Source organism: Pelosinus baikalensis, assembly GCF_020819555.1.
In the GTDB taxonomy this organism is placed as follows: Bacteria; Bacillota; Negativicutes; order DSM-13327; family DSM-13327; genus Pelosinus; species Pelosinus baikalensis.
Genome location: NZ_JAJHJB010000067.1, coordinates 1 through 12,413, shown reverse-complemented (window position 1 = coordinate 12,413; position 12,413 = coordinate 1). Strand labels below are relative to the sequence as shown.

Sequence of the window (12,413 nt, the reverse complement as noted above, 5' to 3'; positions counted from 1 at the left end):
AACCAAGAAACTCTGTGTGCTCCTGTATATCGGCTTTCACTAATACACATTCCGTAGCAATTAAAAATTAAACTAGCAAATGTAAATTTATTTCTCATTCTTTATCCGTACATGTAAGTTGAATTTTAGATAGGTTTAAAAAAAGCACCATCCTACCAATAAGGTAAGAAGGTGCTTAGCTTAAATCGTATAAGCCATCTAATAAAAAGTCCTAGACCAAAGTCCGAGGCTAAAATAAAAAACTGCTCGCTTAACCATCAAACATTTTAAATATGAATAACGCAAATTAAGAACGCCATTAACAGAACAATCGGTATCGGAGTTCGGTCATCAGTACGGCGGATTTTAAATAAATCAATAAAGGACATCGCAATAATCCTCCCTTAAAAGGTTTCGTTTAAATAAAATATATCATGACTACATAGTCAATATTTTAAAATTTATGTAAATTTATCTGTGCAAGAAATAGTATACCCCAAGGTGGTATTCTCTTCATGTCAGTTATTTTTATCAAGATATATTCATTTATTGAAATATGCTATTTGTTCACTCTTGTCGCTGTTTACCCAAATAATCACAGCCCCAGCCATACTATCATCAGTAATAAATTCCTGCAATACAAAAACTGCCCATTAATGAGCGGTTCTATTTTTTTCAACTTACTCTACTACACTGTTCGATTTTATTCTTCTTTTTTCAACTTTTGCAGGGGATAGATGCCCTTATTCGCTAAACCGCCGTTCCACTGCATCACCTAGTTTTGCAAGCCTAGTCTCTCTTTTATCCCGCCCACGAAGCTCCACTATTTCTTCTTTAGTCATTGGATATCACCTCAGACTCATCATCCTTTGCGCTACAATCTACTAGATCTGCTATTTTTTATCACTATCCTTGCCAGCGTGTATGACGATTGGACCTCTATACTGAGTTGACCACGATCTAGTCTCTATCTTCTTTCCGCTGGCGATTAGACTCGCCCACGGCTTAAAATGGTTATTGCTTTCATTTTATCCCGCCCCTCATTCATTCTACCTAGCATAATTAGAAGGCTTAATCCACATAATATCTTTTAGCACTTTCTTTAAGGAGTAAATTATATGAGCTTTTTTTACGCCCGTTTTTTTATTATTTGGGCTTGTTGGCTACTTTTTGCAGATAAATCACGTTGGAAAGAAATAGTCCCGGTTTGTGTTTTTGCATCGTCTTTAGGTTTGATTGCAGACCAAATTGTCGATTCGTATATACCTTATTGGGAGTATTACGGAAGTGAGCCTGAGATTGTAATAAATCTCATAGATGAATTTGAGGTTAATCCCATTGCTACCTATCTTTTTATCCAGTGGTTGCCTCAAAAACAGACGTTCTTTCGTATGTTCTCTTATTGGTTCGCTTGGACTGCCTTGACAATTACTATAGAACATATTCACGTAATCACTGGGCACATGGCTCATTACCATGGGTGGACGCTTTGGCACTCATATATATCTGATTGGATATTATTTTGGATATTTCACCAGTACCATAAGATCCTTCAATTAGATAAGTTATTATAAGCATTGCCGCCGCTTCACCCGATTTGGAAGCTACCACCAACCGACTACTCCGCAATGCACCTGATTTTGCAAGGTTATTTAATCATTTTTATGGTTCCAGAGTTGCTTCCAAATTTGAACAACTACTAACAGATCATTTAGTTATTGCCGCAGATCTTGTAAATGCAGCAAAGGCTGGTAATAGTCAAGCAGCAGCCGTGGCAGAAAAAAGATGGTATACAAACGCAGATGAAATTGTTCATTTTCTTAATTGCATAAATCCTTATTGGACTAGCAAACACATGAGAGAAATGTGGTATGAGCATTTGGCGTTAACGAAAGCTGAAGCTGTCGCCAGACTTAATAAGGATTTCGAAGAAGATATCGCAATTTTTGATAAAATTGAAAAACAGGCTTTAATGATGGCGGATAGTTTCTCAAATGGAATCATTAGACAATTCTGTCTTTAAGCGTATCCATAATAACCTCTTTCTTACCATCCTCATATATGATATAGGCTAGGATACGGTGTTTCGCCATATCCATTTCCAACTTGACTTTGCACTAATCTAACGCATGTTATACCACCCGCCCGTACCCAATATCTACTATTGCTTTAAATTGGTAGTATGGGCGATAAATTGATAACCGCTTAATCACCTCTATTTACCATAGATCATATTATGTATAATATGTTTCTATAGATAAAATTTAGGAGGTGATACTACAAGATGGACTATAATTGGGAAGACCCTGAAATTGAAGAGTGGAGAGAAGCCCTAAACGATAGAAATGAATTCGAACTAGTATATAATACTAGTGATTATCGTCAACCTTGGTCCTGCTGGCCTAGACAAGACTACTGGTATAATGATCATTGTAATGATCATCATCATCATCACCATCAATATAATGGTTGTTGGCCTAGATACTTCTGTTGGCCCAGACAGTCCTGCTGGCCTAGAGGGAATTGTTGGCCTTGGAAAGCTTGTTGGCCTAGACAAGGTTGTTGTCCACGTTAGTGTTACTTATTTACTATATAGAAAGCCTTCGGGCTTTTTCTTTTATTCCTCACGCCCCTCTTTTACACTCTAATAATAAATACCTATCATTTTGGTATATAAATCATTTTTAATATCCTACCATCTCACAAAAATCGTTCTCCCTGGGCTGCGCTATTGTGGTCAGAAATGATTCCTGGATTAGGGCAATTTTATAATCGAGATTTCTTACTAGGCATTGTCTTAATATCCTGAGAGCTACTCATTAACTCGGCATCACATATCAATGATGCTGTTATCAAAGGGTTTAATCCTAATACCGAAAATGTTTCTCAATTTGCTCGAAGTTGGGCACTCTTTTATCCTGGTATATATGCTTTCAGTATGTGGGAGGCATTTAACCGATCAATTGACATCAATGAGAACCTCAAGGAAAATGGGCTAATAAATCGAGAAAATATGCCAAAAGCAACAGGAATATTTATCGGATTTACTATTGGCATGCTCCTGGAATTATATGGACTGTTGACGAGGAACCAGTTATAACAGGACTAAAATACGCTCTGCTCAGCTCAATTGTATATAACCCCTACTTATCGGACATACTATGTTAGCTCCTTAAACAAAATCACTCCCATCTAAAGCTCTCCTTTGGAGGGCGTTTTTTTACTTTTCATTTAATAACTGGTATAACATTCATACATTTATTAAAAAACGATGTAAAACTAGTATTTAGGAGGTGATACCGTGGATAAAAATGCAAAAAGTGGCTCGTTTGGTGGCTATAAAATGCCTAATAAGGAAGGTATTGCTAATATTAATTATCTGCAAGAAGTAACAGAGAAAGATACTAATAAGGATAGTATTTCAATAGCCCTCTCTATAAAAAATCAGCAAAAGGTAAAGTAATGTTTTTCCCGCTTTAACCACATATCACATGGGTGAATCATATACTGTATTATAATGGTACCTCTTACGTGGCGCTCCTAAATACTTGTCTTACTGATTGCTTCTTTTAGCAGTCAGTATTTTTATGCTCACTCCTTCTTACTCCTAATGTATATAACTCCTACTTATGGGCATACTATTGTTAGCGACCTCCCTAGTCGCAAAATCTCTCCATATTTTTTTTCTCTTAGCTCTCTTTTAGAGGGCTTTTTCTTATGTGCTAAACATACTTTACATGTAATAAAAAACTAGGGGAAAACTAGTATTAGGAGGTGATTTTATGGATGAAAAAACGGTAATAGATGGCTCATATACGCGTTATAGAATGCCTACTGAAAGAGGTTTAGCAAAGGATCTAGAAAATGGAGACGTTGAAAAAGAAGTGTCTCATAAAACTAGTCCTAAAAGCACTACGGAATCCTACGTATTCGAACATAATTCTGTAAAGTGATTCTCTAAGAGGTCAGTCCAGTAACTGGCCTTTTTCAATTATTACCTCTCAACTTTAAGTTTTACTTACCACGCCCCCGCTGCATGAGTTTTTCTACATCATCCAGGAATCACCCAACCTTTTTATTCAAAACAAGGCACTTGCTGCCTTTAAAATTGATACAAAACTCACACAATCGCCTTGTGTGTTTTCTATTAGCTTTAAAAGCGGTGCAACGTTTCTGTTACATATAGACCGCATCTAGCCATTACCAGACGGCAGGTCTTGCAAGCTGAAAAGGTGCAAAACTGTACGCCCTTTGAGCAGCTTCTGCTTATTGGCGCTATATCACTGTAAGCGCATTTTTCTTTACATAGGCACATGGCTTTCGCCCCCTCATAAATATATTAATTTTTATAGAGAAGTAAATTATTAAAACTTACATATTGGTTACACTACCAGTAGGAGATGATTATTATGAAAAAGGAAGTAAATGAAATGGATTCAAGTATTTCTGAATCTGAAATAGTTACCGAAAACCAAGATTCTACAAACACTGAAATTAATACGGACACACAAGCTAAAAACAAATACGGGAGCTTCGTAATCAGTAATAATCAAATGCCAAGCTAATACATTTGCCGCTTCTTCAATGAAGCGGCTTTTCAATGTAATAAAAGGCGCTGGTGTTACCCAGCGCTTTTTGCTATTAGATATTGCCAGCTACTATGAGATAACCATCTAATTCTTCGGCTGAGTTTCAGACAACCCAGGTTAAACATTGGCTTTTCCCCTTCACCCCTGGGATGGATGACTTCCATTTCAATTTCCATTGTTTGAATGAGTCCAAATTCTAAGTAAATTTCGATCTTTGCAAATACAAACTGCGGTAATCTTACAGTACCTCCTGCATCACCGACCTTAATTGCAAAAGTTGTAATTATTGTTATCATCGTAGGTAAAGTCACCAGCAATATTGGTAACAGTGTCATCCAGAATTACTTCGGTACCGTCAGCATTATAGGCAACAATAGCATCTCTTTTTGATCCTTTGGCTTTTACTCACCTCCCTTCATCGTCTAGGCATTCTTTTTACCACTTACCAGGATAAATTAATATTACTCCTATAAAGATCACCGCCAAAAGGCAGCAACAAACCATGCCTTTAACTGAGCAGCTTGCCTGTCTGCTTTTAGTTGCTCGTAGGTCGCAAATCTAAACTTATCCAAGGTAATCACCTACTTGTCCATTTTTACGCTGCCGGAGGATCTTCCGGCTCAGTTTCTTCCACTATTGTATAGCCCTTAATTTGAGCAAGAATTCTATGAAATTTCTTAGCTAATTCTTCCGGCATATCCATCTGAAGAGTAACTTTTCCTGCTTGATAATCTTCAAACGTGCCTGACCAGTAGCCTTTAAACTCAACTGCCATCTACATCCCCTCCCATATAAAGTATGAATTAGTGCTTATCCAACATTACTCTAACTTTCTTAAGTGATCACTTTGCTTCTGTTTGATTCATAGAGCATCACTTAGCGCTGTTATGCCTTCCTTTGTGTTATCCTTAACTTTGAATACCTATTAGGAGGGGGCACTGTACATGTCGTCTAAATTAACAAGAAAATTGAAACATACATTCAATATAAGAAACATCTCAATAAAGATGATGATCAAGCTGCTGCATCGGGAAAGTAAAGATTTTTACTCTTGATGAGCGCCTTGATGCCATTCAGACTGATTTATATACGTAGTAAGTAAAGTGGCCCAACACGATAGGAATATTGTTCGTCTTAATAAGATCGCTAAATCCCCCCCTTCCTTATGTGTGTGAAAAATTATGTTCTGCCTTAGAGATTTCTCCCATGGAATTTATTCAACAAATGACCCCATAACAGTGAGCATAACTATGATGACAAAATAAAAAACCTGCCAGAGCAGGCTAAAAAAATTATTGATACTGTTATGGAAATTTTATAACTAAATAGATAAGCAATTGCAGCAAGACACATCACTATTCCACTACTAACATGGATGAGCTGTGTCTTTATTTATTAAGATAAGTTATAGTTTTACTCCAAGTCACGCTATCAATAATATGACTATACAGCAAGAAACTCTGTTCCATTAACATTATTAAAACTAATTTCAGATAATATCTATATTACACTCGGTTGGCGGCCCTGAACCAGTAGATCCAGAACCACCTACTGTCCCTGTAATTCTAATCGCTCCCAGAAGTACCTGCCTCACCTGTGGATCCAGTAATCGTTGAGCAAGCGCTGCACTTGCTGCAATTGCTGTACTTGTTGCTCCAGTGCATCCTGAATCACCTGTTGCATACGTAAATCCAGCGTCCCCTGTAGATCCTGAGCCCTTGTTGCAACTGTAGCTTCAGTTGCTTCAGTTGCTTCAGTTGCTTCAGTACTTTCAGTAGGATAGTGATTTGGTGGAAGTGAAGATAATGGAAATGTAGGAATAATTTTATTTGAGAATTTCCAATTTGAAGTTTCACTAAAAAACATAGCTACCATCACCTTTTGTTACAAAATTTATCGTAATATATAATATGTAAATAGCTGTAATTTGGTGATACATAATATATATATATTACGATTTATCCATTTGATCGAAAAATTCTAACAAACCTTATCTTAGCGGATTTTTGCAATCTAAGAATCTGTTTCAGTAAACTGATAAAATGAACTTGAAGGAGTTTTCTTACTACATATATAAAGTACTATTATACCAATCCACTGTTAGGGGGCTACCAATGAACGCCATATATGCCCGTGTATCAACAGATGCACAAGCGGAAACAGGATATTCAATTAGTGATCAAATTCGTACATGTCGTGAACATGCTGAGAAAAACGGATTAGAAATCGTAGAATACATAGATGATGGCTATTCTGGAGAATACCTTGAGAGACCCGCCTTAGAACGCCTCAGAGATGATTTACGAGCGAAGTTGATACATAATGTTATCGTCTATGATCCTGACCGTCTGAGCCGTAATTTGACGAATCAGTTACTTTTGGCAGATGAAATTGAAAAAGCGAATGCGCAACTTATTTTTATTACTCATGATTATGATGCCTCGCCTGAGGGAAGGCTGTTCTTTTCCATCCGCGGAGCCATCTCTGCGTTTGAGAAAGCAAAGATCCGTGAACGCACTTTACGCGGTAAGCGTTCAAAGGCTCTTTCTGGTAAACTTACTTTTAATGATGATGCTTACGGCTATACTTATGATAAAGAAAATTCTATGTGTATTATCAATCCTGAAGAGGCAGAAATCGTAAAACTAATCTTCCAGCTCTATACGACAAGAAATTACGGCGTTAACAGCCTATATGTAGAATTAAAATCTATGGGCGTAGTCAATCGTAAAGGCAAGCCTTTTGGTCTTGCTACGATTGACTACATGCTTGCAAATGAAACATACGCAGGTACGAAGTGGAGCTTTAAGCAGTATTTGAAAAATGTCGGTCCGAAAAAACGGGAAAGAAGTATTCGAGATAAATCAGAATGGATACCCATCACCGTACCGGCCATTATTGATCGTGAAACCTGGGAAAGGGCTGTAGAGTGTCGCCGTATTAACAAAGTTGTTGCAAAGCGTAATTCCAAGCATGATTACTTATTATCCAGCATCATACGCTGCGCTGGATGCGGGTATGCAATGCGAGGGGTGAATTACCATCGAGGCAATAAGGATTACCGTTACTATGTTTGTACTGCATATATAAATGGTCATGAATGTGATTATCGAAAAACGATCTCATCAAAAGATCTGGATGATGCAGTATGGGCAGAGTTAACGGAGGTCGCTAAAAGCAAACACGGTTTATCAATCTATCAAAATAACACTACCGATACGACTGCGGTTAAAATTGATCTTGAAAAACAACTGACAAAATTGAAGAAGAGGCAATCCGCAATCGTTAAATGGGTTGCTGATGGAATATTAGAAACAGAAGCGGCAGAAAAAGATTTGCAATCCATTAGCAAAGAAGTCGCAGCAACTAAAAATGCTCTTAGCGCTCTTGCTATAATCCCCTCCGTCAAATCAATCCGCTCAAAAGATATTCTTAAGGCTACATCTTTTGAAGAGAAAAGACGTCTGCTTATTGCTTACGGTATTAAGGTTTTTGCAAAACGCAAAAACGGCAGCATCGTATATACCATAAAGGTTTAAGGCGTTTTCCTACATTGGAACTATATCATTCATCTCATTTCTATGCATGATGAGGCAATGAGTGCTTCCATGAAAAAGTATAGTATGAGAGAAGGAGAAATCCACAATACAAAGGAAAGACAACTCAGCTTACAGCGTGGATTTGTTATCTATCTCTTACTTGCCTTATTGCGCCGTCACCACCGAATGGAACATATTTTTAGCTTACGTGGTAATCCTATGAATGACTATTTCCAAGAATCCTCAAACATGGAACGAGAACATATTGCTCACCTTATCACAATGACACAAAATTTAATGTAACGTCCTGCAGTGATATTCCTCTTCAAAAAGCACAAAGACACAAGGAACACAAATTAATTCTATACATTATTTGTGTTCCTTGTTATGCTGTAGATCAGCATATTGTCTTTGTGTTTATTCATTAAGAGGAACTATTGCTCTATTTAGCGAAAATAAAACATTGCAAAATAAAGACTACTAAGCATAATACTACACATTAAGGAGTACTCATGTTAGATCTCATAGTACCGAAGACCCTATCTCCTATGCCAATCAAAGAATACTTGCGCTCTCATATCGGCCTTTCTCTTACAATATGGCGAAAAATAAAAAACACAGGTTCCATCATAGTCAATGGAAAAGAAACGACTATAACACATATGATTTTTCCAGGCGATGCCATTACACTCCATTGGCTGCAGCCTTGTGATATTGTACCTACAAATATTCCTCTACATATATCTTATGAAGATGACACCTTGCTCATTATCGATAAACCAGCCGGAATGTTAGTCCATCCAACAACATCTGAACATACAGCCACATTAGGAAATGCCATTATGCACTATTTTCATACCCAGGGACGCTCTCATGCCTTTCACCCTGTCCATCGCTTAGATCGTAATACTTCAGGTTTAGTGCTAATTGCAAAATACCCTCATATTCAACACCTATTATCCGTTAATGGCGCTAAAAATATTAACAGACAGTATATCGCACTTACAACAGGCATCATAAAACCAGCAGAAGGCACTATAGACGCCCCCATTGCCAGGCATCCTGATAGTATTATCCAGCGTATCATTGACCCTAAGGGACAGCATGCCACGACTTGTTATCAAGTACTCAGGCCATTGAAAAATGCTAGTATTGTCCAATTAACGCTCTTGACTGGACGCACCCACCAAATTCGAGTTCACCTCTCTCATCTTGGTCATCCAATTATAGGAGATGATTTATACGGAGGTTCAAGAGAATTAATCTCCCGCCAAGCTTTACATGCTGCAAGACTTTATTTTGCGCATCCTCTTTCAGGTAAAATCATTGATGTAACCAGTCAGCTTCCAAATGACATATCAAACGTCATTGACAAGCTTTCCTATGATGAAAATTAGCCTACTTTTCGAAAAATCCAAATAAAAGTAAAGATACGGTATAAACAACCGCTAAAAACATTCACCTTTTAGCATACTTTTTGTACACAAGCCTGCTAAGATCTGGTATAATTGATATAGTAAAAAACTTTTAGGAGGAATTACTTTGCCATTAGTTACAACCAAAGAAATGTTCAAAAAAGCTTATGACGGTCAATATGCGGTTGGCGCTTTCAATGTCAACAATATGGAAATTATTCAAGGTATTGTTGACGCTGCTAAAGAGGAGCAAGCTCCACTTATTCTACAAGTGTCTGCAGGAGCTCGTAAATATGCAAAACATATTTATCTTACAAAATTAGTAGAAGCGGCACTAGAAGATTCAGGTCTACCTATTGCATTGCATCTGGATCATGGGGATGATTTCGAAATTTGTAAATCTTGTATTGATGGCGGCTTTAGTTCAGTTATGATTGACGGCTCAAAGTATTCTTTTGAAGAAAATATTGCTTTAACTAAAAAAGTAGTAGAATATGCTCACGCTCATGGTGTAGTCGTAGAAGCTGAATTAGGTAAGCTTGCCGGTGTTGAAGATGCTGTTAAAGTATCTGCCAAAGATGCGACTTATACTGATCCTGATGAAGCGGTAGAATTCGTTGAACGTACAGGCTGTGACTCACTTGCCATTGCGATTGGCACGAGCCATGGGGCTTATAAATTTAAAGGTGAGCCAAGTCTTGATTATGCCCGTTTAGAAAAAATTTCCAATCTATTACCTAATTATCCATTAGTACTTCACGGTGCATCTACTGTACTTCCTGAATTCGTTGCAAAATGCAATCAATTCGGTGGACACATCCCAGGCGCCCAAGGCGTACCTGAAGATATGTTATTACGCGCAGGAAAATTCGGGGTCTGCAAGATTAACATTGATACCGATCTACGATTGGCTATGACAGCTTCTATTCGTGAACATTTTGTCAATAATCCTAGTGATTTTGACCCTCGCCAATACTTAAAACCAGCTCGAGAAGCGATTAAGAACATGGTTAAACATAAAATTAAAAATGTACTAAACTGCAGTAACCGTCTGTAGTAAAAAAGCTGAGATATAACGTCTCAGCTTTTTTTTCACTTTTCTAGACCGGAGGAAAAATAATTCTCTCTTCTTCTCTAAAAACTTTTATAATAAATTGAGTTGGTGTATCTTTTAAATTTATTTTTACTTGCTTGCTGGTAAAAGATCTTGGCTGGTAATCTTTTTACTAATAAGCGCGTAACTAATCGCTCCAATAAGACACAATACTCCACTTACAACAAATACATAATCGAAGGAATTCGTTGCCTGTAAGATATATCCGGTACCAATTGGCGCTAATGTTGCACCGATGAAGCTGGCAAAATTCTGTATTCCCCCAAAAGTTCCGACAGCTTCAGGCGGAGTTAAATCGCCAACGAGTGCCCATAAGACGCCAACCCGCAACGCACCAGCAAAAAGGCTGATTGTAATCAAAACCATAGCCCAGGTCGTATCTTGGATATAGTTTACGGGTATTACAGCAATAGCTGCTAATACGCAACCGCCCACTGTAGGAACCAGCCTAGCAGAAATCACATTCATGCCTTTTCGTATTAAATAATCAGATATCCATCCACCAATCGGTACTGCAATCACACCTGCAATAAATGGCATCGCAGCAGCCCACCCAGCCTGAGTCAAACTCATTCCTCTATAAGTGGTCAGATACGTTGGCAGCCAGGTAAAATATAACCAAAATACATAAGAACTCCCAATATTCCCAATATTAAACCACCAGGAAGTAGGATGATTAAACAACGCCCAAAAATTCACTTTTTGTCTACATTCCTGCTGAGGGAAAAATGTAGACAAATAATTTACATCTACCTTATAATATTTTATCCATAAAAATGCAACAATAACACCAATAGCACCCAAGGTAATAAACATACCTCTCCAACCCATCCAAAGCATTAAAAAGGTTAATAAAGGCGGGGCAAACCCATTGGCAATTTTCGGTCCTAGATTAATCAGAGAAGATGCCATTCCTCTTTCGTCATGAGAAAAGTATTGTTGTGTAACTTGTCCCCCAATGATAAAAAAGGGCGCCTCAGCAATTCCTAATATCATCCTAGTAATATACATGGACATGAAACCTTGAACAAAACCTCCGGCAATGGTAGCCAAAGACCAAATAAGAATTCCCCACAGAAAGATCTTTTTTGCTCCATATTTATCTACAAGCCATCCTGCTGGCAAATTTGCTAATGAATAAGGCCACATAAAGGCAGATAATAATAATCCCATTTGAATTGGATCCAATCCGAACTCTTTAGCAATTGTTGTATTGGCAATACTTAAGTTCACGCGATCTAAATAATTAATAATGGAACCAAACAACATAACCATAACAATTGTCCAGCGATAATCAAACATCTTACGCCAACTTTTGGGTTTAATCAATTCTGTCATCTTTTTTCCTCCTGATAATAATCTTAAAAAAACTTGCTATTTTAAAGTTACTCCAATCTAGCATCTAATAATACAAAAGGATTGATTTGAAGAACGATAAAAAGACATCCACAAAAGTGAATGTCTTTTTGAATAAACTGGCAACTATCTATCCTCCCAGACCATTTCCAGCCAAGTACTTTCGACGTATGGGCTTAATGTGTTCGGTACTTCGACTTAGCGATAATACCTCATCTGCGTCGTTACTCCTGCGCGCACTCACTTTACGTACTGATGTACTGCTCAGTTCACGTGCTCGTCGTGCCTAGCATCTGAAGTATTCTCACCAATCTCGCAAAACGCAAGATATTAAAAAGCACTCACAAAAGTGAGTGCTTTTTCTTCAACCAGCAACTACCTATCCTCCCAGGACGTTTCCATCCAAGTACTTTCGGCGTAT

General features: G+C 37.7%; 14 protein-coding genes and 1 pseudogene. 10 read left to right on the top strand and 5 right to left on the bottom strand.

Features of this window, described 5'->3' with window-relative positions; genetic code table 11:
- Positions 1 to 872 precede the first annotated feature (872 nt).
- Positions 873 to 974: pseudogene (locus LMF89_RS26505) on the bottom strand (hypothetical protein); the annotation flags it as partial.
- 123 nt (positions 975 to 1,097) lie between these two features.
- Here LMF89_RS26505 and LMF89_RS23920 point away from each other — a divergent pair.
- The 6 genes from LMF89_RS23920 (at position 1,098) to LMF89_RS23895 (ending at position 4,544) form a co-directional block, all read left to right on the top strand.
- A complete protein-coding gene (locus LMF89_RS23920) occupies positions 1,098 to 1,553 on the top strand; it encodes a CBO0543 family protein (protein ID WP_229537341.1) in 456 nt (151 codons plus the stop codon).
- A gap of 23 nt (positions 1,554 to 1,576) precedes the next feature.
- On the top strand, positions 1,577 to 2,002 hold the full coding sequence (locus LMF89_RS23915) for a hypothetical protein (RefSeq protein ID WP_229537340.1): 426 nt from the start codon (positions 1,577 to 1,579) through the stop codon (positions 2,000 to 2,002).
- A gap of 261 nt (positions 2,003 to 2,263) precedes the next feature.
- Entirely contained in the window at positions 2,264 to 2,554 is a 291-nt protein-coding gene (locus LMF89_RS23910; protein WP_229537339.1) for a hypothetical protein, read from the top strand.
- 726 nt (positions 2,555 to 3,280) lie between these two features.
- Positions 3,281 to 3,442, top strand: a complete 162-nt coding sequence (locus LMF89_RS23905; RefSeq protein ID WP_229537338.1) for a hypothetical protein — start codon at positions 3,281 to 3,283, stop codon at positions 3,440 to 3,442.
- Positions 3,443 to 3,761: 319 nt separating this feature from the next.
- A complete protein-coding gene (locus LMF89_RS23900) occupies positions 3,762 to 3,932 on the top strand; it encodes a hypothetical protein (protein WP_229537337.1) in 171 nt (56 codons plus the stop codon).
- Positions 3,933 to 4,388: 456 nt separating this feature from the next.
- Positions 4,389 to 4,544, top strand: a complete 156-nt coding sequence (locus tag LMF89_RS23895; RefSeq protein WP_007957489.1) for a hypothetical protein — start codon at positions 4,389 to 4,391, stop codon at positions 4,542 to 4,544.
- 56 nt (positions 4,545 to 4,600) lie between these two features.
- Here the strand turns inward: LMF89_RS23895 and LMF89_RS23890 are convergent, their stop codons facing one another.
- The 3 genes from LMF89_RS23890 to LMF89_RS23880 form a co-directional block, all read right to left on the bottom strand.
- Positions 4,601 to 4,903 (bottom strand): hypothetical protein, encoded by a 303-nt coding sequence (locus LMF89_RS23890; protein WP_229537336.1) that lies wholly within the window; start codon positions 4,901 to 4,903, stop codon positions 4,601 to 4,603.
- A gap of 260 nt (positions 4,904 to 5,163) precedes the next feature.
- A complete protein-coding gene (locus LMF89_RS23885) occupies positions 5,164 to 5,343 on the bottom strand; it encodes a hypothetical protein (RefSeq protein WP_007957488.1) in 180 nt (59 codons plus the stop codon).
- Positions 5,344 to 6,158: 815 nt separating this feature from the next.
- The gene (locus tag LMF89_RS23880) at positions 6,159 to 6,434 is read right to left on the bottom strand and encodes a hypothetical protein (RefSeq protein ID WP_229537335.1); all 276 of its coding nucleotides are present in this window, start codon (positions 6,432 to 6,434) and stop codon (positions 6,159 to 6,161) included.
- Between the two features lie 248 nt (positions 6,435 to 6,682).
- Between LMF89_RS23880 and LMF89_RS23875 the strand changes: the two genes are divergently transcribed.
- From LMF89_RS23875 to fba, 4 genes are all read left to right on the top strand, one after another.
- Complete coding sequence (locus tag LMF89_RS23875) at positions 6,683 to 8,107, top strand: recombinase family protein (protein WP_229537333.1); 1,425 nt, start codon at positions 6,683 to 6,685, stop codon at positions 8,105 to 8,107.
- Positions 8,108 to 8,164: 57 nt separating this feature from the next.
- Positions 8,165 to 8,410 (top strand): hypothetical protein, encoded by a 246-nt coding sequence (locus LMF89_RS23870; protein ID WP_229537331.1) that lies wholly within the window; start codon positions 8,165 to 8,167, stop codon positions 8,408 to 8,410.
- Positions 8,411 to 8,619: 209 nt separating this feature from the next.
- On the top strand, positions 8,620 to 9,504 hold the full coding sequence (locus tag LMF89_RS23865; protein ID WP_229537330.1) for an RluA family pseudouridine synthase: 885 nt from the start codon (positions 8,620 to 8,622) through the stop codon (positions 9,502 to 9,504).
- 145 nt (positions 9,505 to 9,649) lie between these two features.
- Positions 9,650 to 10,579 carry a class II fructose-1,6-bisphosphate aldolase gene (gene fba, locus LMF89_RS23860; RefSeq protein WP_229537329.1) on the top strand — a complete coding sequence of 310 codons (930 nt, stop codon included), beginning with the start codon at positions 9,650 to 9,652 and terminating at the stop codon, positions 10,577 to 10,579.
- 126 nt (positions 10,580 to 10,705) lie between these two features.
- Here the strand turns inward: fba and LMF89_RS23855 are convergent, their stop codons facing one another.
- Complete coding sequence (locus LMF89_RS23855) at positions 10,706 to 11,974, bottom strand: MFS transporter (protein WP_229537327.1); 1,269 nt, start codon at positions 11,972 to 11,974, stop codon at positions 10,706 to 10,708.
- Positions 11,975 to 12,413 lie beyond the last annotated feature (439 nt).